The 21,646-nt window shown below is 70.7% G+C and carries 21 protein-coding genes; 8 read left to right on the plus strand and 13 right to left on the minus strand.

Annotated features, from left to right (window positions below; translation table 11 throughout):
- Positions 1-154: 154 nt before the first annotated feature.
- Positions 155-1,147, minus strand: coding sequence for an NAD-dependent epimerase/dehydratase family protein (locus tag ACIQMR_RS01980; RefSeq protein ID WP_401381755.1), 993 nt, complete (start codon positions 1,145-1,147; stop codon positions 155-157).
- A gap of 174 nt (positions 1,148-1,321) precedes the next feature.
- Here ACIQMR_RS01980 and ACIQMR_RS01985 point away from each other — a divergent pair, with 174 nt between their 5' ends.
- Together ACIQMR_RS01985 and ACIQMR_RS01990 are read left to right on the plus strand one after the other, a co-directional pair.
- Positions 1,322-2,035, plus strand: a complete 714-nt coding sequence (locus tag ACIQMR_RS01985; protein WP_401381757.1) for a hypothetical protein — start codon at positions 1,322-1,324, stop codon at positions 2,033-2,035.
- 48 nt (positions 2,036-2,083) lie between these two features.
- Positions 2,084-3,535, plus strand: a complete 1,452-nt coding sequence (locus ACIQMR_RS01990; RefSeq protein ID WP_401381759.1) for a PepSY-associated TM helix domain-containing protein — start codon at positions 2,084-2,086, stop codon at positions 3,533-3,535.
- An 80-nt stretch (positions 3,536-3,615) separates the two neighbouring features.
- Here the strand turns inward: ACIQMR_RS01990 and ACIQMR_RS01995 are convergent, their stop codons facing one another.
- The 4 genes from ACIQMR_RS01995 to ACIQMR_RS02010 all read right to left on the minus strand — a co-directional run bounded on the left by ACIQMR_RS01995 (position 3,616) and on the right by ACIQMR_RS02010 (position 7,754).
- Entirely contained in the window at positions 3,616-4,239 is a 624-nt protein-coding gene (locus tag ACIQMR_RS01995; protein WP_401381761.1) for a winged helix-turn-helix domain-containing protein, read from the minus strand.
- Positions 4,240-4,583: 344 nt separating this feature from the next.
- Positions 4,584-5,498 (minus strand): DUF6891 domain-containing protein, encoded by a 915-nt coding sequence (locus ACIQMR_RS02000; protein ID WP_401381762.1) that lies wholly within the window; start codon positions 5,496-5,498, stop codon positions 4,584-4,586.
- A gap of 155 nt (positions 5,499-5,653) precedes the next feature.
- Entirely contained in the window at positions 5,654-6,685 is a 1,032-nt protein-coding gene (glnII, locus tag ACIQMR_RS02005; protein WP_401381764.1) for a glutamine synthetase, read from the minus strand.
- A gap of 277 nt (positions 6,686-6,962) precedes the next feature.
- The gene (locus tag ACIQMR_RS02010; protein ID WP_401381766.1) at positions 6,963-7,754 is read right to left on the minus strand and encodes a tyrosine-protein phosphatase; all 792 of its coding nucleotides are present in this window, start codon (positions 7,752-7,754) and stop codon (positions 6,963-6,965) included.
- A gap of 138 nt (positions 7,755-7,892) precedes the next feature.
- On the opposite strand from ACIQMR_RS02010, the gene ACIQMR_RS02015 reads away from it, so the two are divergent.
- Positions 7,893-8,777: a Gfo/Idh/MocA family protein gene (locus tag ACIQMR_RS02015; RefSeq protein WP_401381769.1), complete on the plus strand. Its 885-nt coding sequence runs from the start codon at positions 7,893-7,895 to the stop codon at positions 8,775-8,777.
- A gap of 31 nt (positions 8,778-8,808) precedes the next feature.
- Here ACIQMR_RS02015 and ACIQMR_RS02020 read toward each other — a convergent pair whose 3' ends face one another.
- The gene (locus tag ACIQMR_RS02020; protein WP_401381771.1) at positions 8,809-9,528 is read right to left on the minus strand and encodes a hypothetical protein; all 720 of its coding nucleotides are present in this window, start codon (positions 9,526-9,528) and stop codon (positions 8,809-8,811) included.
- 174 nt (positions 9,529-9,702) lie between these two features.
- Entirely contained in the window at positions 9,703-10,062 is a 360-nt protein-coding gene (locus tag ACIQMR_RS02025; RefSeq protein ID WP_401381773.1) for an arsenate reductase family protein, read from the minus strand.
- Positions 10,063-10,191: 129 nt separating this feature from the next.
- On the opposite strand from ACIQMR_RS02025, the gene ACIQMR_RS02030 reads away from it, so the two are divergent.
- Complete coding sequence (locus ACIQMR_RS02030; protein WP_401381776.1) at positions 10,192-10,500, plus strand: hypothetical protein; 309 nt, start codon at positions 10,192-10,194, stop codon at positions 10,498-10,500.
- A 147-nt stretch (positions 10,501-10,647) separates the two neighbouring features.
- On the opposite strand, the gene ACIQMR_RS02035 is transcribed toward ACIQMR_RS02030, so the two are convergent.
- Positions 10,648-12,000: a DUF1254 domain-containing protein gene (locus tag ACIQMR_RS02035; RefSeq protein ID WP_401381777.1), complete on the minus strand. Its 1,353-nt coding sequence runs from the start codon at positions 11,998-12,000 to the stop codon at positions 10,648-10,650.
- A 279-nt stretch (positions 12,001-12,279) separates the two neighbouring features.
- Here ACIQMR_RS02035 and ACIQMR_RS02040 point away from each other — a divergent pair, with 279 nt between their 5' ends.
- The 3 genes from ACIQMR_RS02040 (at position 12,280) to ACIQMR_RS02050 (ending at position 16,012) form a co-directional block, all read left to right on the plus strand.
- Positions 12,280-13,149 carry an arpA protein gene (locus ACIQMR_RS02040; protein WP_401381779.1) on the plus strand — a complete coding sequence of 290 codons (870 nt, stop codon included), beginning with the start codon at positions 12,280-12,282 and terminating at the stop codon, positions 13,147-13,149.
- A gap of 80 nt (positions 13,150-13,229) precedes the next feature.
- The gene (locus ACIQMR_RS02045) at positions 13,230-14,108 is read left to right on the plus strand and encodes a class I SAM-dependent methyltransferase (RefSeq protein ID WP_401381781.1); all 879 of its coding nucleotides are present in this window, start codon (positions 13,230-13,232) and stop codon (positions 14,106-14,108) included.
- A gap of 89 nt (positions 14,109-14,197) precedes the next feature.
- Entirely contained in the window at positions 14,198-16,012 is a 1,815-nt protein-coding gene (locus ACIQMR_RS02050) for a choline/carnitine O-acyltransferase (protein WP_401382649.1), read from the plus strand.
- 119 nt (positions 16,013-16,131) lie between these two features.
- Here ACIQMR_RS02050 and glnA read toward each other — a convergent pair whose 3' ends face one another.
- Positions 16,132-17,541, minus strand: a complete 1,410-nt coding sequence (gene glnA, locus ACIQMR_RS02055; protein ID WP_358664709.1) for a type I glutamate--ammonia ligase — start codon at positions 17,539-17,541, stop codon at positions 16,132-16,134.
- A gap of 246 nt (positions 17,542-17,787) precedes the next feature.
- Between glnA and ACIQMR_RS02060 the strand changes: the two genes are divergently transcribed.
- Complete coding sequence (locus ACIQMR_RS02060; protein WP_266374690.1) at positions 17,788-18,255, plus strand: RDD family protein; 468 nt, start codon at positions 17,788-17,790, stop codon at positions 18,253-18,255.
- Between the two features lie 154 nt (positions 18,256-18,409).
- On the opposite strand, the gene ACIQMR_RS02065 is transcribed toward ACIQMR_RS02060, so the two are convergent.
- The 4 genes from ACIQMR_RS02065 to lipB all read right to left on the minus strand — a co-directional run bounded on the left by ACIQMR_RS02065 (position 18,410) and on the right by lipB (position 21,488).
- Positions 18,410-19,108, minus strand: coding sequence for a DUF4191 domain-containing protein (locus ACIQMR_RS02065; protein WP_266374692.1), 699 nt, complete (start codon positions 19,106-19,108; stop codon positions 18,410-18,412).
- Positions 19,109-19,127: 19 nt separating this feature from the next.
- Entirely contained in the window at positions 19,128-19,331 is a 204-nt protein-coding gene (locus ACIQMR_RS02070; protein ID WP_266374694.1) for a hypothetical protein, read from the minus strand.
- Positions 19,332-19,565: 234 nt separating this feature from the next.
- Positions 19,566-20,531, minus strand: a complete 966-nt coding sequence (gene lipA / locus ACIQMR_RS02075) for a lipoyl synthase (protein ID WP_401381784.1) — start codon at positions 20,529-20,531, stop codon at positions 19,566-19,568.
- 102 nt (positions 20,532-20,633) lie between these two features.
- Complete coding sequence (gene lipB, locus ACIQMR_RS02080; RefSeq protein WP_401381786.1) at positions 20,634-21,488, minus strand: lipoyl(octanoyl) transferase LipB; 855 nt, start codon at positions 21,486-21,488, stop codon at positions 20,634-20,636.
- Positions 21,489-21,646: the final 158 nt, after the last annotated feature.

A 21,646-nucleotide genomic window follows, 5' to 3' on the forward strand; every position in this document is an offset into this window, starting at 1 on the left:
GGACGGCGACGACGGCTCGTTCAGCCGGAGCCGGAATTCGTAGAAGTCTCCATTCGCAAACCGGACGTGACCGGACGTCAGTGACGGCTGTGACCTCAGTGAGCCCGGTGACGTCAGTGGCCGAGATGTGCCGGTGCGGTCGCACCGGCCCCGCTCAGGAGCGGGCGAGCAGCGCCGACTCCTGGTCGGGGGACAGGCCCACCGGGCTGCGGTCGGTGCGCTGCGGTGCGCTGCCGCCGAGACCGCGCAGCCAGGCCCATGTGTCGGCGACCGTCTCCTGGACCGGCCGGCAGCGCAGTCCGGCAGCCAGGGCCTTGGACACATCGGCGTCGTGGATCGCGTCGTACAGCTCGCCGCGCGGGATCCAGACCGGCAGATCGGTCCAGGGCTCGACCCCGGCCGCCGCGATGGTCTCCGCGTCCAGCCAGCGCAGCTCCGCGTCGGAGCCGGTCACCCGCACGCAACTCTCCAGCAGCTCGCCCATGGTCGTGTGCCCGGGCGGGGACACCAGGTTGTACGGGCCGGCGAGACCCTGTTCCGACGCGTCGAGGGTCCACTGCGCGAGATCGCGTACGTCGACGTACTGCACCGGCAGATCCCGCGGTCCGGGCGCGGGCACCGGGCCGCCGCGAGCCACGCGGTTCAGCCACCAGGGCAGCCGGCCCACGTTCTCCCACGGGCCGATGATCAGCCCCGCGCGTACCAGCAGCGACCGCTCCGGGCCGAAGGCCTCCGTCGCGGCCAGTTCACCGCCCCGCTTGTCCCGGGCGTAGTCCGTGGCCTCGGCGCCGGCCGCCGCGCCCGCCACCAGGGGACCGTTCTCGTCGAGTCCAGCGGCCGGCGGCCAGGCGTAGACCGAGCGACTGGACACATACGCATACCGGCCGACACGGTCCGCGAGGAGCCGTGCCGACTCCTGCACGGCGGACGGGGCGGCCGACCAGGTGTCGACCACGATGTCCCATTCACCCTCCGCGAGCGCCTTCAGACCACCCGGCGCGACCCGGTCACCGTGCAGCACCCGCACACCGGACGGGGCCTCGTGCCGCCCCCGGTGGAACACCGTCACCTCCCAGTCGCGCCGGAGCGCCGCCTCCGCGACCGCCCGCCCCACGAACTCCGTGCCGCCCAGAATCAGAAGTCTCATGCTGCCGACCCTGCCCTCCCGGACGGCATGACGTGCGCAATTCCGCTGCCGGGAGAATCCGTTGATGCAGGTCGTGCGGGGGCCGCGGTGGGGGCCGCGGTGGGGGCCGTGACGCAGGTCGTGAAGCAGGCCGTCTGACGGAATCCGGCCAAGGGATGGCACCATGTGCGAGCCATGACAGATGCCTGGTCGCCGATGCGCGCCCTGCGAGCCGCACTTTTCGCGGCGGTGTGCATCTCGCTGGCCGGGGTGGGGCATTCGTCCATGTCGGGTCATGATCTTCCGGTCACCGCGGTCCTGTTCGCGTTCGTGCTCACCGCTGCCGCGGGGTGGCTCGCGGGCACCCGACGCCGTGGCGCGCTCACCATCGGCTCGGGCCTGCTCACGGTCCAGGGCGTCCTCCACCTGGTCTTCGCGGGCTCCGAGCCCCATGACTCCGGCGGCAGGGGCCACCACCACACGGCGGCGACGGGCGCGGACGCCACGTCGAACGGCGCCGCCACGCTCGACATGGCGCCGACGGCCGGCACGGCCGCTGCCGACACTCTCGTGGCCGAGGCCACCGCGCACCTGACGCATCTCGCCGCCGGTCCCGGCGGCATGCTCGCCGCGCACGTCCTCGCCGCCGCGGTCTGCGCGCTGTGGCTCGCGCACGGCGAGACCGCCCTCTTCCGGCTCGCCCGCACCGCCGGGACCGTCCGCACCTCCGTCTTCGCGCCGCTGCGGCTGCTCCTCGCCGTCGTGCGCGTGCCGGAACTCCCGTACTCCGTACGCCCGCGCCCCCGCACCCGGCGCCTCCACGGAGTCGTCCTCGCGCACAGCGTCTCCCGGCGGGCCCCGCCCGGCCGCCCGTACACCCGCGCCACGGTCCCTGGAGCACTCGTCTGACACCCGGGGGCCGCATCCCCCATGTCAACGCCGACTCCTAGGACCATCATGGCCATTGACGACCCCGTACGGGGCAACACCGACACCCCTGGCGCCCCTGGCGCATCCGAGGCGCCGGCCGCGGCGGAGACCCGCTCGACCTGGAGCGCGCTCCGCCCGCTCGTCCTGCGCATCCACTTCTACGCGGGCATCCTCATCGCCCCGCTGCTGCTCGTCGCCGCCACCAGCGGACTCCTCTACGCCCTCTCCTTCCCGGCCGAGAAGATCCTCTACAGCCACGAGCTGACGACCGACGTCGGTGAACGCAAGATCCCGCTGGACACCCAGGTCGCCGCCGCCCGCAAGGCGCACCCCGAGGGCACGGTGACCGCCGTGTGGCCCTCCGCCGAGGACGGGGCGACCACCCGGGTCCTCATGAGCAGCGACGAGGTCGAGGAGGGCAAGTCCCTCGCCGTCTTCGTCGATCCCTACACCGCCCAGGTACGCGGTGACCTTCCCAGTTACGGCAGCTCCGGCGCGCTCCCGCTGCGCACCTGGCTCGACGAGCTCCACCGCGATCTGCACCTCGGCGACCTCGGCCGCAACTACAGCGAGCTGGCCGCCAGCTGGCTCTGGGTGGTCGCCCTCGGCGGACTGCTCCTGTGGATCGGCCGCAAACGATCCGCCAAGCGCGCCCTGTTCGTCCCCGAGCGCGGCGCGAAGGGCCGCCGCCGCACCCTGTCCTGGCACGGTTCCGTCGGTCTGTGGGCGGTCACCGGTCTGGTGCTGCTCTCCGCCACCGGACTGACCTGGTCGAGGTACGCGGGCGAGAACATCGGTGCCGTCCAGGACCAGCTCGGCGGCGCCACCCCGGTCGTCGCCGCGACCCTCGACGGCGCGGCCGCGGGCGGCGACGAGCACGAGGGCCACGGCGCCGACGGGCACGGGGACGCCCACCAGGGCGCCGACATCGGCATCGACAACGCCGTCGCGGCGGCCGCGGGCGAGGGCGTGGACGGCCGGATCTCCGTCGTCCTCCCGGCCGACGGCAGCGGCTACGTCGTCAAGGAGACCGACACCCTCTTCCCGGTCAACCTCGACTCGGTCGCGATCGACCCGGCCGACGCGCGCGTCATGGACGAACTGCGGTTCGCCGACTACCCGCTGCTCGCCCAGCTCACCCGGTTCGGCATCGACGCCCACATGGGCGTCCTCTTCGGACTGCCCAACCAGCTCGCACTCGCGGCGCTCATGATCGGGCTGATCATGCTCACGGTGTGGGGCTACCGTATGTGGTGGCTGCGCCGTCCGACGAAGGGCCGCGGGCTGGGCTTCGGACGGCCGATACCGCGGGGCGCCTGGCGCAAGGTACCGGTGACGGCGATGCTGCCGCTGGCCGCCGTGACCGCGCTGGTGGGCTGGTTCGTCCCGATGCTCGGCGTCAGCCTGCTGGTGTTCCTCGCCGTCGACATCACCCTGGGCCTGGTCGCACGGGCGAGGGGCGGGGCCCCCGCCGCGTAGGTCGTGTCTGACGAGCCGGGCCGAAGGGCCCGGTCCGGCGGAGGCCGTGAGGCTGCGCGGGACCGGGCCCAAGGGCCGTATCAGGGCGTGTACGTGTAGCCGACCCGCCGCACGGTCCGGATCGTGTCGCGGTGCTCGGCGCCCAGCTTGCGGCGCAGCCGCGCCACGTGGACGTCGACGGTCCTGCCGTCGCCCACATGACCGTAGCCCCACACGGTCGTCACCAGCTGGTCGCGGGTGTGGACGCGGTGCGGATGCGCCACGAGATGCGCCAGCAGCTCGAACTCCAGATACGTGAGGTCGAGCACCTGCCCGGCCACCGCCGCGGTGCGCCGGGCGGTGTCGATGCGCACGGGACCGGTCTCGCCGCCGTCCGTGAGCGGACCGGGGCCCGGGCTCCGGCCCGGGTCCTGGCCGGGGCCCGGCTCGGTGACTTCGGCCGGCGTCTGCGCGGTGGCCGCGAGGAGCGGTGGCTGCCGGTCGGCCGGTACGAGAACGAGGTAGCCGACCATCGGAGGCCGGCCCGGGAGCACGGGCAGTGTGTGCTGCGGTGCCGGGAGCCAGGTGGCGCCCGGCGGGAGGAAGTCCCCGACGTGCACGACCTCGTCCGGGTCGACGGCTCGCAGCCGGTGCCGGTTCTGGACGGTGGCTGCGGTGCCGGTGCTGGTCGCGGTCGCGGTCGAGAAGGAACGGGAGTTCGCCATGAGAGGTCAGCTCTTTCGCGCGGAGAGTCGTCGATCCCCGGATCGGGGGAGTCGGATCGACGGAACGGACGGACGGACGTGCGTACGTCGTGCGCGTCGGCCGAAGGCCTCGGCAGGGCCCGCTGAAGGGTCCTGGGGAAGGCTTTAGAGGGCCGACGCGTTCCTCGCGCGGCAACACACACGGTCGAAGTCGTGGTGCTGACGGGAAGGCCAGAACGGCTCCAGGTCGCTGCGACCTGTCACGTTGTCCCGAAGTCTGGCCATACGCCTATTCAAGCAGATGAAGCGGCAGGACAGCAGACCCCTCTCACGAGACGGACACCACCGTCCGCCCCGCGCGGTCCTCAGCCCACGAGACGCTTGCGCCAGTCCAGCGGGGTGACCGTGATCGCCCGGCCGGGATCGCCGTCCCAGTCGGTGGCGAGCCCCACCCCGGCGAGCGCCGCCACCACCTCGTGCCCGACCGCGGCCGTGGTCTCCGGGGAACCGTCGAACCCGCCGTACAGCAGCGTCAGTCCGTATCCCGCGGCCACCGAGTCCGTGCACTGCGTGTGGAAGTAGACGAAGCCGCGCGCGCCGGGCGACCCGGCGTCACCTATCTCGGACTCGCCGCAGTTGCGGCAGCAGGTGAAGTTCTCCCGGGCGGTGATGCCGGCCGACTCCAGGGACCCGAAGGCGCGCGTGAGCCGCTCGGGGTCCGTCTGGCCCTCCCAGTCGGCCTGCTCGGCCACCCGCTCCAGCCACATCCGGTCCACCAACTGTCGTGCCTGCTCGGGCGACACCGGTCGGTCGTCGCCGGAGACGAGGTAGTCCTCGGCCGCCTCGGACAGCTGGGCCCGGGTGACGTAGCCGCCGACCAGCAGCCCCTGGACTAGCTCCTCGACCTGCTTGCGATCGTCGGGGTCCAGCTCGGGAGCGGTCTCCGGGGCGGGCCCCAGGTCCAGCGGCTCCCAGCCGAGCCCCGCGTCCCAGCCGTCCTCCTGCCGCGCCCAGCCCAGCATCGCCGCCACCACGGCTTCCGGGGCGTCGACCCGCACCTGGAAGTGCCGGTCGGGCGCCCCGGCGCGATGCTCCAGCGTGTAGTCACCACCCGTCTCGTGCCACACCTGGACGAAGACATCGGGCAGGTCCGGTATCCGCTGCACCACGAGGAACTTGTCCTGCGGGCCGCCGATCCGGCACACCAGCTCACCGAGCCGCTCCGCGGTCGCCCGCACGTGCCGCTGCCCGTTCTCCGTCATCACTGTGATCGCAAGCATGCGCACCACCATGGCAGGCCCCACTGACAACGAGGGCGACGGGCGACGGGGCGACGGAAGGGACGGGAGCGACGGAGGCGACGAGGTCTGTGGCGACAACGGAAAGGGCGCCCACCGCAAACGGTGGGCGCCCCTCGCGAGCGGTCGCGAGCGGATCAGACCTGGCCGGCCTTCTCCAGCGCGGAACAGCAGGTGTCCACGAGCAGACGCGTCACCACGTACGGGTCGACGTTCGCGTTCGGACGGCGGTCCTCGATGTAGCCCTTGCCGTCCTTCTCGACCTGCCACGGGATACGGACCGAGGCGCCGCGGTTGGAGACGCCGTAGCTGTACTCGTTCCACGGGGCGGTCTCGTGCAGACCGGTCAGCCGGTCGTCGATGCCGGCGCCGTAGTTCTTGACGTGGTCGAGCGGCTTGGAGCCCTCGCCCAGCGACTCGCACGCGGTGATGATCGCGTCGTACCCCTCGCGCATCGCCTTGGTCGAGAAGTTGGTGTGCGCGCCCGCGCCGTTCCAGTCGCCCTTCACCGGCTTGGGGTCGAGCGTCGCGGAGACCTTGAAGTCCTCGGCGGTGCGGTACAGCAGCCAGCGGGCGATCCACAGCTGGTCCGCGACCACCAGCGGCGCCAGCGGGCCGACCTGGAACTCCCACTGGCCCGGCATGACCTCGGCGTTGATGCCGGAGATGCCCAGACCCGCCGCGAGGCAGTTCTCCAGGTGCGCCTCCACGACGTCGCGGCCGTAGATCTCGTCGGCGCCGACACCGCAGTAGTAGCCGCCCTGCGGGGCCGGGAAGCCGCCGACCGGGAAGCCGAGCGGACGGTCGCCGTCGAAGAACGTGTACTCCTGCTCGATGCCGAAGACGGGCTCCTGCGCGGCGAACTTCTCCGCGACCTCGACCAGCTGCGCACGCGTGTTGGACGGGTGCGGCGTCATGTCCGTGTCGAGGACCTCGCACAGCACCAGGATGTCGTCGCCGCCGCGGATCGGGTCGGGACAGGAGTAGACCGGCTTCAGCACGCAGTCGGAGGCGTGACCCTCGGCCTGGTTGGTGCTGGATCCGTCGAAGCCCCAGATGGGCAGCTCGGCGACGGTCGTGGCGGAGCCCGTCAGAATCTTCGTCTTCGAGCGAAGCTTCGCGGTCGGCTCGGTGCCGTCGATCCAGATGTACTCAGCCTTGAAGGTCACGGGGCCTCATCCTTTGCGGGTGCAGCGGGTATGAGGCGCAGCTTCGCAACACCGGATTTCCCGTCCATTGCTCGATTGTGAACCCCGTGTTACTCAGGAATCCTTCGTTTCCCGCGACCTCTCCGCGACCGCACCGGCGTTGGGCGATGCCTCGAATCCGGCATTCCGGATTCGCCGGACGAGCTGAAGCCGTCCGTGTCGTATACGGGGTTGAGGCGCACCCTCACGCTGTCCGGCCGTCGTGATCGCGGCGGCGTCGACGAGGAGCGGCACGTCCTCAGTCGCGGCCCGTGTGCCGGGAGGCCGGCGTCGGTGCCCGTGCCGGCGCCGGCGCCGGCGCCGGTTCGAGCAGGTTCCGGCGCAGAGCGGTCTCCCAGGCGTCGTCGATGCCCAGCAGGTTTCTGGTGTAGTCGCGTACGGAGCCGTGCTGCCGCGTCAGGGCGGTGAGGAAGAGGCGCATGACGTCGGCGGGGGCGCGGCCGTAGCCCGGCCAGGCGGGTTCCTGGCCGGGGTGGTCGGCACGCCAGTCGTGGAGGAGCCGTTCGGTGGCCAGTTCGGTGAGGGCGAAGTCCTCGATGACGCGCTGCTCGGGCACGCCCAGAAGGGTCAGTACGAGCGCGGCGACCAGTCCCGTGCGGTCCTTGCCGGACGCGCAGTGGAACACCACGGGCCCGTCGCCCGCCGTGGCGATCACCTCGAGCGCCCCGCGCAGCTCCGTGACGCCGTCGTGGGCGACCTCCATGTACTTCTCGGCGAGGAACGGGCCGGTCTCCACCCCGGGGCCCAGGGCCGCCTGGTCGTACGGGCGGTGCTCGATGCTGAGATTGTGGTAGGTCAGTGACTCGTGCTCGGGGATCCGGCCCTTGGCGTCGATCTCCCAGGGGTAGCGCAGATCGATGACGGTACGGACACCCAGGCCGAGGAACCGGTCCCAGTCCCCGCCCGTGAGCTTGCCCAGCGAGTCGGAGCGGTACAGGAGTCCCCACCGCACCGTGCTGCCGTTCTCGGCCTGATAGCCGCCCAGGTCGCGGAAGTTGTGGAGCCGCTCGAAGGCTATGTGTCTCTTCACAACGCGTCACCCTACGTCCGCGCCGGGACACAGGCGGTGGACGCGGGACCGGAACCGGCACCGGCACCGGCGCCTGCACCTGGGTCCACGCCGGCATCGCTGTCACCGCGACTCTGCCACGGGTGCAGACTTGCCTCCATGACGAAGCTGCGGATCGGACTGATCGGAACGGGTCCCTGGGCGGAGCGCACCCAGGCCCCTGCTCTCGCCGCGCACCCGGAGGCCGTCTTCACCGGGGTGTGGGGGCGCCGCCCGGAGGCCGCCGCCGCGATCGCCGCGGCCCACGGGGTCAAGGCGTACGACGACGTGGACGCCCTCATCGAGGCGAGCGACGCCGTCGCGATCGCCCTGCCGCCCGACATCCAGGCACCGCTGGCGGCGCGGGCGGCCGCCGCAGGGCGGCATCTGCTGCTGGACAAGCCGGTGGCGACCACGGTGACGGGAGCCCGCGAAGTCGTGACCGCCGTGGAGGGCACGGGCGTCGCGTCGGTCGTCTTCTGCACGCTGCGGTTCGCCGCGGACACCGCGCCGTGGATCGCGGAACAGGCCGCCGCGGGCGGCTGGTTCACCGCGCGGGCGCACTGGCTCGGCTCGCTGTTCGCGAGCGGCTCGGACAGCCCGTACGCGGCCTCGCCCTGGCGCCGGGAGAAGGGCGGGCTGTGGGACGTCGGCCCTCATGTGCTGTCCGTGCTGCTGCCCGTACTCGGCGACGTGAGCGACCTGACGGCGCTGCGCGGACCGGCCGACACGGTGCATCTCGCCCTGCGGCACGGGTCCGGGGCGTCGAGCACGGCCACCCTCGGCCTGAGCGCGCCACCGGAAGCCGCCGGCGCCGCCATCGAACTCTACGGCGAGCGGGGGCGGGTGCCGATGCCCGCGTGGGGCGATGCGATCGGCTCGTTCCGGTCGGCGATGGACGCGCTCCTGGAGTCGGCGCGTACGGGGGACGCGCACGCGTGCGACGTACGGCTCGGGCTGCGCATCACGGAGATCCTGGCGGAGGCGGAGGAACGGCTTCGATAGCCGCCCCTCCGCCTGCCCGTGGCGAGCGCCGTCAGCCGACGCGCTCGATGCGCGCGTTGCGGATCAGGAACTTGCCGGGCTCGCGCACCTGCTCGAACGCGGCGTTGTTCAGCAGCGCGCAGCTACCGGACACCGAGGTGACCTCGACGGTCGTGGACTTGTCGTTGTCGAGGTTGGTCACCTTCAGCTTCGTACCGGCCGGGAACTGGCTGCTGGAGGCGGCCGGGGCGCCGCCCTCGCCGGACAGGGTCACGGTCGAACCGGCGCAGACGACCTCACCGGCGGCCCCGCCGTTGTTCCCGCCGTCCTCGGCGCCGCCTTCGTCACCGGCACCTGCACCGCCGTCGTCCGCGGGCGGCTGCTCCTCGGCGGGCGGCTGCTCCATGCCCGGGGGCGCTTCCTCGGCAGGGGGCTGCTCCTCGGCCGGCGGCTGCGCGGGCGGCGCGGCCTGACCGCCGCCGCCCTCCCCTGCGCCCTGGCCGACCTCACAACCCGACGCCTCCTGCTGGACGTTGATCTGTGCGATCACGGCTTCGCGGTTGGCGATCCGGGCCGCCGACTGGGCATCGGGATTGGCCCGCTGACCGGCGATGAAGTTCTCGTTGTTGCGAATCGCCTGCGCGAGTCCGTCACAGGCCACCGACGCCTGGCTTGTCCCGGTCATGACAATCGCAGTACCGCCGACCAGCGCCGCGGCGCCGATCATGAGGGCGATCTTCTTCTTGCCGCTGAGGGTCTTCTTGCGCGACACGTAAGGCTCCTGTCCTCGGCCGTGAACGGCGGCCGGATGGGTTCCGTGTGCCGTTACGTACGAGTAGGCCGAGGGCTCTGCTCAACCGCCACAGGCGGGACTTCCTTAACTGAGGCTTAAGTTTTCGCAGGTGGGCGAGGAGCTGCGGTTTCGCGGTCCGGCCGGAGAGCGCGTTCAGCGATCCAGTGCGTCCCGTACCGCCTCGTCCGTGCGCGCCACGACCGCCGTGCCGTCGCCCGCCGTGATGATCGGACGCTGGATCAGCTTCGGGTGCTCCGCGAGCGCCTCGATCCACCGGTCCCGCGAGGCGGCGTCGCGCGACCAGTCCTTCACGCCGAGTTCCTTGGCTGCCGCTTCCTGTGTGCGGGTGATGTCCCACGGCTCAAGGCCGAGCCGCCCGAGCACCTCGCGGATCTCGTCCGTCGACGGCACGTCCTCCAGGTAGCGCCGCACCGTGTACGACGCGCCTTCCTCGTCGAGCAGATGCAGCGCACTGCGGCATTTCGAGCACGCGGGATTGATCCAGATCTCCATCCCGACACCGTACTCCCCATGCGCCTCTCGAACACCCTGAACACCCTTTGGCCAGGGGCGATTGTCAGTGGCGGGCAGTAAAATCGAACTAGTTCGTGAGGGTCCAACCACCGCGCCAGGAGGTCGCCGATGGCCGTAGCCACGATCACGACGAAGCCGGGGACGAGGACGAAGAGGGGGACGGGGACGAAGACGGGGGCGCTGCCCGAACCGACGAAGCGGCCACTGCCCGCGGGCCTCCCGCGCGAGTGGTACGAAACCCACAACCGCCGGCTCAAGGCCATGCGCATCGCCATCGCCCTGCTCGACACGGGGGTCTACCACCCGGCCAACGCCAGCAACCGCCGGATACGCACCACGGCCGAGCGCATCGGCATCCACCCGCCGTCCGAGACGACGTGCCGCATGGTGCGCTCACTGATCCACTACGCCGACTGACGGCCGGGATCCACGGGTCCGGATCCACGAGTCCGGATCCACGAGTCCGGAGTCGGGAATCCGGAGCCAAGATGTGCGTGGGCGCGCCCCGCGGTCCGGTCCGCCGGCCGGCCCGGGGCGCTCCCGCGCACCCGCGGCGGGCGACTCCTATCGACGTCTCTCGATCCTCGGCAGCCGGTAACTCCCGTCCAGCACGTCCTCCTTGGGCGCGTACAGACGCACCACGGGCCGGAAGTCCCCGGGCGGGGCGGGCAGCCAGTTCGCGGCCCAGGCCGGATCGGCCGGCCGCTCCTGCTGGATGTGGACGGTCAGGGAGCCGTCGTCGGCGTGGACGAGTCCGGGGGTGCGGTCGCCGATCGAGTACCGCCCGATCGGATTGGCGACGAGATAGTGGTCCGGGGTGTCGTACATCGTCACCGTCCAGAACGACTCGACGGGCGGCGGCTGTTCGAAGCGCAGCGTGTACGCCCGGGAGCCGGTGAGCCCCTCGCCGTCGGCGTCCGTGAAGACCTCGGCCTGCACGGACTCGTAGCCGTGGTTCCCCCACAGCGCGCTGCGCGCCGCGACGGCACGTACGAGGTACGACTCCTCGCGGTCCGCGATCCTCCACCGGGGTGAGTCGTGCGTGCCGACGCCGAAGTGGTCCAGGTTGTAGTCGCAGGCGTGCGGGTCCAGCGCCCACTCCCCGGGCCCTGTGCCGTCGCCGGCCCGGCTCCGCAGTGCCTCCTCGATCCGGGACCGGCCCCGGACGAAGCCGTCCTTCAGCGCCTTCGCCAGGTCGGCGGCGGGGGAGACGTACGGCGACGGGCCCTCCTCCAGCAGTCCGAGGGGCTGGAACTTCTGCTGGTACGCGGCATCCTCGGCCGACGGAGGGAAGTCGGCCATCCACACCCGCAGCTTCTCGAAGAACCCGAGTGCCTCCCGTACCCCCGGCTCCGGCGTCGGCAGCCCCGCCCGGTGCTCCCGTCCGTCGAGCGCCTCGACCGCCAGCGCGTCCTGCAGTGCGGCGACTCTCGGCAGGTCGTCCGGCCCGTCGCACGACCAGCGCCCGACGGCCGTCACCACGGCGGTCGGCGCGTCGATGACCCCGCGCACGCCGTCGGGCTCCCGGCCGGCCCACCCGGGTGGCGCGACGAGCCAGCGGCCGCCCTCGGTGCCGGTCGCGCGGGAGCCGATGTACGCGAAGGAGTTGCTCCACGCGTCCACGAACTGCACCACGTGGTACGCGCTGCCGTCGCTGCCCGGTACCCGCAGCACCAGCGGTCCGCCGGACAGATCCAGCTGCGCGACCGAAGGAACCGTGTCGTTGCTGACCGAGGCGAACGTGTCATGGTGATCAGCGAGCTTGCGGGCGTGCGCGAACGCGTTGAACGGCGTCGGCGGCAGCCTCCCGATGCCCTTGCGGACGAGCGCCCCGGCCATCGTCAGCTCGTACACCAGCGGATACCCGTACACGTACGCCTCGGCGGCGAGTGCTTCCGTCACCGTCGCATCGGCCATCGAACAGCCCCTCCGGACCAGGGTGTGGTGTTTGCCCCGTAATAGTGAACTTATGGACGATTGATCAGCATGCGGAGTCTAGATCCCGCCGGGCCGCCCGCCCCGTATTGCTGCGGCGCCGTGCCGCACCGCCCGCACCGCTCGTGCCGTCCGCACCACCACGGCCGTGTGGCGTGTCACAGACAACCCGGCGGAGGCTGTGGGAACTTCAACTGTGTTACTTCTCAGTTCAGTTGGGGATGGTCTTGTCTTGCCCTGCCCGCACACCGAGAGGATCGAATGAGCACTCTGGAAGCAATGACGCTTGACCAGGTGGTCGACACGGCCCGATATCCCCTGTCGGAACTCGGGAGCGCCGAGGGGCAGGCCGTGGTTTCCCGGGCCCGGCGCGAACTGTCGGCACTCGGCTGCACCGTGCTGCCGGACTTCATCCGTCCGGTGCTCCGTGACGTCCTGTGCGAGGAATGCTCGGCCATCGCCCCACGGGCGCACTTCGACCTCGAGACGGTGAACGTCTACAACATCGCGGTCGACGCGGCACTGCCGCAGGACCACCCCGGCGTAAGGACCTTCCAGCGGGGCAACGCGTTCGTGGCGCGGGACCGTGTCCCCGAGAGCTCCCTCATCAGCCGGCTCTACTCGAACGAGGCGTTCCGGCGGTTCGTCGCCGAGTGCTTCGGGCTGCCCCGGCTGCACGAACTGGCCGATCCGCTCTCCGGACTGGTCCTCAACGTCGTCCAGCCCGGGATGGAGCACCCCTGGCACTTCGACACGAACGAGTTCACCGTCAGCATGCTCACGCAGGAGGCCGAGGACGGCGGCGTCTTCGAGTACTGCCCGAACATCAGATCCGCGCACGACGAGAACTTCGCCGACGTCCGGGACGTCCTGGACGGCCGCGGCGAGCGACTGCTCCGACGCCTCCCTCTGCACCCCGGTGACCTGCAGCTGTTCAAGGGCCGCTACTCCCTGCACCGGGTGAGCCCCGTGCGGGGCGGGACGGCGCGCCACTCGGCGATCTTCGCGTACAGCGAGCGCCCGGGAGTCATCGGGAGCGTGGCACGGACCCGGCAGCTCTTCGGCCGGGTGCTGCCCGCGCACCTGGCCGCCGAGGGCCGCGCGGTCCGGAGCGACCAGCTGCTGGACTGACCGTCGGCGTCCGTCCAGGAACGCGCCGCCCGGCGACCGAGCAATCCAGAGACTCAGTGACCCACGGAGGGCCAAGCCCCGTGCGATTCGACGAGACCGGAAAAGTCACCCTCGACCACATCTACACCCAGCCCGATCCCCGCGCCTACTTCAGAGTGCTGCGTCCCCTCGGCTACCGCGTTCCGCAACAGGCCAAGCCCTACTTCGCCAAACTCATCAAGGAGTACCGGGAGTCCCAGCAGGTCGCGGCGCCCCAGGTGCTGGACATCGGGTGCTCGTACGGGATCAACGCCGCCCTCGTGAAGTACGACGCGACCATGGACGAGTTGTACGAGCGCTACGAGGACGACGGCGAGGACGAGGGCGAGAACGGCGGCGAGGACGGCGGCGAGGACGGCGGCCGCGAGGCCCTGCTGGCCCGCGACCGGGAGCTGTCCCGGTCCCGCCGGCCCGCCCAGCCCATCCGCTTCGTCGGCCTGGACGCCGCAGGCAGCGCGCTGTCCTACGCGCTCGAGGCCGGCTTCCTCGACGACGCGGTCCACGCCGACCTGGAGAACGACGAGCCCACCGCCCGGCAGCGCGACCAGCTCTCCGGCACCGACCTGGTGATCTCGACGGGCTGTCTCGGCTATGTCACCGAGCGGACGCTCACCCATGTCGTACGGGCCCAGGGCGGCCGCCTGCCCTGGATGGCGCACTTCGTCCTGCGGATGTTCCCCTTCGACCGCGTCGAAGGCGCACTGGCCGAACTGGGATACCGGACCGTCCGCGTCGACGAGGTCTTCAAGCAGCGCCGGTTCGCCTCCCCGGAAGAACAGGCGCTCGTACTCGACGGCATGTCGGCCGCCGGAGTGGATACGCAGGGTCTGGAAGCGGAAGGCTGGCTCTACGCACAGCTCTATCTGTCCCGGCCGAACGGCACCTCAGGTCACAACGATCCGAATCGAGAGCAGAAGTGAACATCAGTCAGGGCGTAGCAGGCGGCACGGCGGCCGGCGGCACGACGAGCGGGGGCGCGTCTGCAGGCGGCACGGCTGCCGGTGGCGCGATGAACCACGGCGCGACGACCTTCGCCAACGAGGAAAGCCTGCCGCGCGTACCGCTGCCCACGCTGGAGGCGAGCTGCGAGAGGTTCCTCGCCTGGTGCGCACCGCTGCTCGGCCCCGACGAACTGGCGGCGACCGAGGCGGAGGTCGCCGCCTTCCTCCGGCCCGGCGGGCCCGGCCGGGCGCTGCACGCCGCCCTGGAGGAGTACGACGCCACCGACGGCGTGCACAGCTGGCTCGACACCTTCTGGCCCTACCGCTACCTGGGCCGCCGGGACCGGATCGCGCTCAACGCCAACTTCTTCTTCCTGTTCCAGGACTCCGGCCTGCCCCAGACCGAGCGCGCGGCCGGGCTCATCGCGGGTGCCCTGAACTACAAGCGGCAGCTCGACCGCGAACTCCTTCCGCCCGTGGTGCAGCGCGGCGTGCCCCAGTCGATGGTGCAGAACAAGTTCCTCTTCTCCGCCACCCGCATCCCGGGCGCCCGGCAGGACACCGTCCGCGCGCCCTACAGCGACGCCTGGCCGGGTCCGTCCGACGCCCGGCACATCGTGGTCTTCTTCCGCGGCGGCATGTTCCGCCTGGAGGTGCTCGGCGCGGACGGCGTCCCGTACGGGCTGGACGACCTGGCGGCCGGGCTGCGGGCCGTCATGAAGGCCGGCGACGAGCCGGCCGCCGCGGACACCTCGGTGGGCCATCTGACCACCATGGCGCGGGCGGAGTGGGCGGCGGCCCGCCAGTCCCTGCTCGACCACGACCCCCGCAACGCGGACGCCCTCGACGTCGTCGAGACCGCGCTGTTCTGCGTCTGCCTGGAGGACTTCGCCCCGGCGGACACGCAGGAGGCCTGCGACGAACTGCTCCACGGCGACCGCGGCAACCGCTGGTTCGACAAGGCGCTGTCCCTGATCGTCTTCGCGGACGGCCGCGCGGGCATCAACGTCGAACACTGCGAACTCGACGGCACCACCATCCTCAGCTTCACCGACTTCCTCCTCAGCACCCCGGCGGAGGAGCATTCCCGGAACTCCGGAGCCCGCTCCCAGGGCCTGCCGGCCGTGGAACCGGTCGTCTTCGGACTCGACGCGGCGCTACGGGACCAGGTGCGCGCCGCCGCCGACGCCTTCGCCGCGTACGGCCGGGCCACCGCGACCACCACCGTGTCCTTCCCCGACTTCGGCAGCACCACGGCCAAGGCCCTCGGCGTCTCGCCGGACGCCTTCGTCCAGTGCGCCTACCAGCTGGCCCACCAGCGCGCCAAGGGCCTCCTCGGCGCCACGTACGAGTCGATCGCCACCCGCCAGTACCGCAACGGCCGCACCGAGGCGATGCGCGTCGTCACCCCCGAGATGCTGGCCTTCGTCGCCGCGATGGAGGACCCCTCGACCTCCCCGGCCGCCCGCCGCACGGCCTTCCGCACCGCCGCCGAGGCCCATGTGACCCGCGCGAAGGCCTCCCAGGCCGGCCAGGTCCCCGAACAGCACCTCTGGGAACTCGAACTCATCCAGCGCCGCCGCGGCCCCGCCCTGGGCGTCGACGACCAGCCCGCCCTCTACCGCACCCCCGGCTGGCTCACCCTGCGCGACGACTACCTCAGCACCAGCTCCGCGCCGTCCCACAACATCCAGTACTTCGGCTTCGGCTCCACCAGCAGCCGCTGCATCGGCGTCGCCTACGTCCTCCTGCCGGACCGCTTCAACCTCTACCTGAGCACCCCCGAACCGGTCGCCGACCAGATGCGCACCTTCGCGGACCGGCTGAGGGAGGCGGTGGCGGAGCTGCGGGAACTGATGGGATCCGGGCGGGACGGGAGCTGAGAGCGAACGGCTCGGACACAGAAAAGGCCGTCGGCCGCGCCTTCCGGTGAGGGAAGAGCACGGCCGACGGCCCACGGACGGCCCGGGCGAGCGGATACCCGCTCCGACCTGGGGCGTTCTTAGATGTCGAAGTACAGCTCGAACTCGTGCGGGTGCGGACGCAGCTGGATCGGGGCGATCTCGTTCGTGCGCTTGTAGTCGATCCAGGTCTCGATCAGGTCGGACGTGAAGACGCCGCCCGCCTGCAGGTACTCGTTGTCCGCCTCCAGGGCCTCGAGGACCGCCGGGAGGGACGTCGGGACCTGCGGGACGCCCGCGTGCTCCTCGGGGGCCAGCTCGTAGAGGTCCTTGTCGATCGGCTCGGCCGGCTCGATCTTGTTCTTGATGCCGTCCAGACCCGCCAGCATCAGGGCGGAGAAGGCCAGGTACGGGTTCGAGGACGGGTCCGGGGCGCGGAACTCGACGCGCTTGGCCTTCGGGTTGGAGCCCGTGATCGGGATACGCATCGCGGCCGAGCGGTTGCGCTGCGAGTACACCAGGTTGACCGGCGCCTCGAAGCCCGGGACGAGGCGGTGGTACGAGTTCACCGTCGGGTTGGTGAAGGCCAGCAGCGAGGGGGCGTGCTTCAGGATGCCGCCGATGTAGTAGCGGGCGGTGTCCGAGAGGCCCGCGTAGCCCTGCTCGTCGTAGAAGAGCGGCGAGCCGCCCTGCCACAGCGACTGGTGGACGTGCATGCCGGAGCCGTTGTCGCCGAAGATCGGCTTGGGCATGAAGGTCGCGGTCTTGCCGTTGCGCCAGGCGACGTTCTTCACGATGTACTTGAAGAGCATCAGGTCGTCGGCCGCGGCGAGCAGCGTGTTGAACTTGTAGTTGATCTCGGCCTGGCCGGCGGTGCCGACCTCGTGGTGCTGGCGCTCGACCTGGAGGCCGACGTTCTCCAGCTCCAGGGAGATCTCGGCGCGCAGGTCGGCGAAGTGGTCGACCGGCGGGGCCGGGAAGTAGCCGCCCTTGTAGCGGACCTTGTAGCCGCGGTTGTCCTCGAGCGCGCCCGTGTTCCAGGCACCGGCCTCGGAGTCGATGTGGTAGAAGCCCTCGTTGGCGCTGGTCTGGAAGCGCACGCTGTCGAAGACGTAGAACTCGGCCTCGGGGCCGAAGTACGCGGTGTCCGCGATGCCGGTGGAGGCGAGGTAGGCCTCGGCCTTCTTGGCGATGTTCCGCGGGTCACGGCTGTACTGCTCGCCGGTGATCGGGTCGTGGATGAAGAAGTTGATGTTGAGGGTCTTGTCACGGCGGAACGGGTCCAGACGCGCGGTGGACAGGTCCGCGCGCAGCGCCATGTCGGACTCGTGGATCGCCTGGAAACCGCGGATCGACGAGCCGTCGAAGGCGAGCTCCTCGGACGGGTCGAACGCCGTGGCCGGAATCGTGAAGTGCTGCATCACGCCGGGAAGGTCGCAGAACCGGACGTCGATCATCTTCACGTCGTTGTCCGCGATGTACTTCTTGGCGTCGTCGGCGTTCTGGAACATCCAACTCCTCCTACTCCCGACCCGGGGATGGGCGGGGTTGTGACTCGGGTCGTGCGGCCAGTGCGGTGGCACACGCTGCACACGACCCTAGGCAGACGGGATTTCTCCAGCATGACTCATTTGTTTCGCGGAAGTTAACCGAGCCGGTGGTGAGCCGTGTGAAGAGCGTGGATACGGGTGACCAGGGTGAGCCCGTGGTGTGACCCGGGCGGCGGTGATCAAAAGCGTGCACAGTACCGTTGACGGGTGGACAACAGGCAAGCAATCGGATCGTGGCTGTCCGGGCCCCGTGCGGCGGCCGAGGACATGGGCGCCGAATTCGGCTACCGGGGTGAGCGGCTCGGACTGCCGGAGCAGGGCCCCGGCTCCGTCGCCCCGCTGGGGCGGCGCTTCGGTGCGCTCTTCATCGACTGGGCCCTGTGCATGCTGATCGCATACGGGCTCTTCGCGGACGGTGACCAGCAGGCCGCGGGGAACTGGGCGCTGGGGATCTTCCTCGTCCTGAGCGTGCTGACCGTGGGCACCCTCGGCAGCACTCCCGGTAAGCGGATCCTCGGTCTGCGCGTCGTCGCCGAGGACGGCGGACGGCTCGGCATCGGCAAGGTCCTCGTCAGGAGCGTGCTGCTCTGCCTGGCCATCCCGGCGCTGGTGTGGGACCGCGACGGGCGCGGCCTCCATGACCGGCTCTCCCGCTCCGTCCAGGTGCGGATCTGACTGCGCGGGGCCGGCTCCTCACAGTGGACCGGCTCCCTGCCGAGACATGAAGCCGGCTCCATACCGAGACATGAAGAGGGGCGCCCCGGGAGATCCGGAGCGCCCCTCTTCATGTCGGAGCATTCACGTCGTAGCAGCCAGTACGTCAGCTACGTCAGCGCATCTTTCCGCCGCGCGGCATCCGCATGCCCTTCGGCATCGGGCCCTTCGGCAGGGGCATGTTGCTCATCAGGTCGCCCATCGCGCGCAGACGGTCGTTCGTCTGCGTCACCTGCGGGCCGGTGAGCACGCGCGGGAGCTTCATCATCGTGGTGCGGAGCTTCTTCAGCGGCACCTGGCCCTCGTCGTTGCCGACGACGATGTCGTGGACCGGGGCGTCCACGGCGACCCGGGCCATCCGCTTCTTCTCGGCCGCCAGCAGGGTCTTCAGCCGGTTCGGGTTGCCCTCGGCCACCAGCACGATGCCGGCCTTGCCGACGGCCCGGTGCACGACGTCCTGGCTGCGGTTCATCGCGACCGCTGGGGTCGTGGTCCAGCCTCGGCCCACGTTCTGGAGCACCGCGGCCGCCGCACCCGGCTGTCCTTCCATCTGCCCGAAGGCGGCGCGCTCGGCGCGGCGTCCGAAGACGATCGCCATCGCGAGGAAGGCCAGCAGGAAGCCCAGGACGCCCAGGTAGATCGGGTGGTCGATCAGAAAACCGATCGCGAGGAAGACACCGAAGGTGACGATTCCCACACCCGCGAGGACAAGACCGATCTTCGAGTCGGCCCGCCTGGTCATCTTGTAGGTAAGGGCGATCTGCTTGAGTCGCCCGGGGTTCGCAGAGTTCTCTGCCTGTTCCTTCCTCGCCATGTCCTGAAGTTTACGTGCCTCAGGAAGAGCGAGTCGCCACGGCCTCCAGCACGTGCTGCGCCTCGACCCGGTCCTTGGCGCGACGGCGGTCCTCGAGGACCGCGGTCCAGGCATTGCGGCGGGCGGTGCGCTGGCCGCCGCTCAGGAGTACGGACTCGACGGCGAGGAGCGCCTGGGTGAAGGTCGGGAAGGCGTTGGCGCGTACGGAAGTCGCGGCCTGCATGGTGGAGATCTCCCTCGGAGGCGGGGTGATGAGCGGTGCGAGTGTGCGTGCGGTGCGTAAAGCCAGAGTCACTGATTGGTGTTACCAGGGCGTGACCGACCGGTCAAACACCGATGAAACCTTTACTCGCTACCCCGGAATCCTGACGCGGCCCGTACGCGCCCGCGACCTGCGGGGAGCGTACGGGCCGCGCCCAATTGGCCGTTACCGGCCGGTAGTTTCCTGTGCTGGAGTTCACACCGCCTGCGTAGCGGCGATCTCCCCACGCTTCTCGATGGCCTGCTGGAAGAGGCGGCCCGCGCGGTAGGAGGATCGCACCAGCGGACCCGACATCACTCCGGAGAAGCCGATCTCCTCGGCCTCCTCCTTCAGCTCCACGAACTCGTGCGGCTTCACCCAGCGCTCGACGGGATGATGCCGGACCGAGGGCCGCAGGTACTGGGTGATGGTGATCAGCTCGCAGCCCGCGTCGTGCAGGTGCTGCAGCGCCTCGCTGACCTCCTCGCGGGTCTCGCCCATGCCGAGGATCAGGTTCGACTTGGTGATCAGACCGGCCGCGCGGGCCTCGGTGATCACCTTCAGCGAGCGCTCGTAGCGGAAGCCGGGGCGGATGCGCTTGAAGATCCGGGGGACGGTCTCGACGTTGTGCGCGAGGACCTCGGGGCGGGAGGAGAAGACCTCGGCCAGCTGGTCCGGCTCCGCGTTGAAGTCGGGGATCAGCAGCTCGACCTTGGTCCGGCCGGCCTCGCGGTCCGCGGTCTGGGCGTGGATCTGGCGCACGGTCTCCGCGTACAGCCAGGCGCCGCCGTCCTCCAGGTCGTCGCGGGCGACGCCGGTGATCGTGGCGTAGTTCAGGTCCATCGTGACGACCGACTCGCCGACGCGGCGGGGCTCGTCACGGTCGAGAGCCTGCGGCTTGCCCGTGTCGATCTGGCAGAAGTCGCAGCGCCGGGTGCACTGGTCGCCGCCGATGAGGAAGGTGGCCTCGCGGTCCTCCCAGCACTCGAAGATGTTCGGACAGCCTGCCTCCTGGCACACCGTGTGCAGGCCCTCGCTCTTCACGAGCTTCTGCAGCTGGTTGTACTCGGGGCCCATTTTCGCCCGGGTCTTGATCCACTCGGGCTTGCGCTCGATGGGGGTCTGGCTGTTCCGGACCTCCAGACGCAGCATCTTGCGTCCGTCGGGTGCGACAGCGGACACGACCGGCTCCCTACACTTCGATTCCTCGGCGCACACCAGGGTACGCCCGATGATTGTGATGCCCTCACCGGTGGCCAACCTCTGGCCACAGGCGGGCATTCCTCAGGCTGTCGGCGCCGGGGCCGGCTCGGGCTCGCGCCCCGTCTCGCGCCCGGCGTCCAGGCCGGTTTCCCCCTCGACCTCCCGCGGTCGCAGATCCGCGTTCTCCAGGACCTCGCGCAGATGCCTCTCGACGACCGGGAGCACCTCCGCGATGGTCACGTCACGGCCCAGTTCGTTCGCCAGCGAGGCCACTCCCGCGTCCCGGATGCCGCACGGCACGATCCGGTCGAACCAGGTGTTGTCCGGGTTCACGTTCAGGGCGAAGCCGTGCATCGTGACGCCCTTGGCGACCCGGATGCCGATGGCCGCGAGCTTGCGGTCCTCACGCCGCTGGCCGGCGTTGGACGGGGCGTACTCCGGTCCGCTCAGCCGCGGGTCGAACTCGTCGTCGTGCAGGCGCGGGTCGAAGTCGAGCGAGAGGCCACCGAACGCCGGGCGCTGCTCGACCGGGTCGCCGAGCACCCACACACCGCTGCGGCCCTCGACCCGGGTGGTCTCCACGCCGAACTCCGCGCACGTACGGATCAGCGCCTCCTCCAGCCGCCGGACGTGGGCCACCACGTCCACCGGGCGGGGCAGCTGCATGATCGGGTAGCCGACCAGCTGGCCGGGCCCGTGCCAGGTGATCTTCCCGCCGCGGTCGACGTCGATGACCGGGGTGCCGTCCAGGGGGCGCTCGCTGTCCTCCGTACGCCGCCCGGCCGTGTAGACGGGCGGGTGCTCCAGCAGCAGGCAGGTGTCGGGGATCTCACCGGCGAACCGGGCCGTGTGCACACGGCGCTGCTCGTCCCAGGCCGCCTGGTACTCGACAGCGTCGTCGCCGAAGCCCAGATGGACAAATCGCAGCTCGCTCACCGTTGTGCCTCCCTAAAGCTTTCACGGTGCACTCATCGCGCCCCCGGCCACTGTACGACTCGTGTCGCACCCGTCAGCGCCGCCCTCAATCCTCACACGATCGGATGAATGCCGGACGAAGGTGGCGGTTGGGTCGGTATGGGCCGCTAAATTCGCGC

Origin of the sequence: Streptomyces sp. NPDC091376, assembly GCF_044757085.1 — a bacterium.
Classification (GTDB): Bacteria; Actinomycetota; Actinomycetes; order Streptomycetales; family Streptomycetaceae; genus Streptomyces; species Streptomyces pratisoli.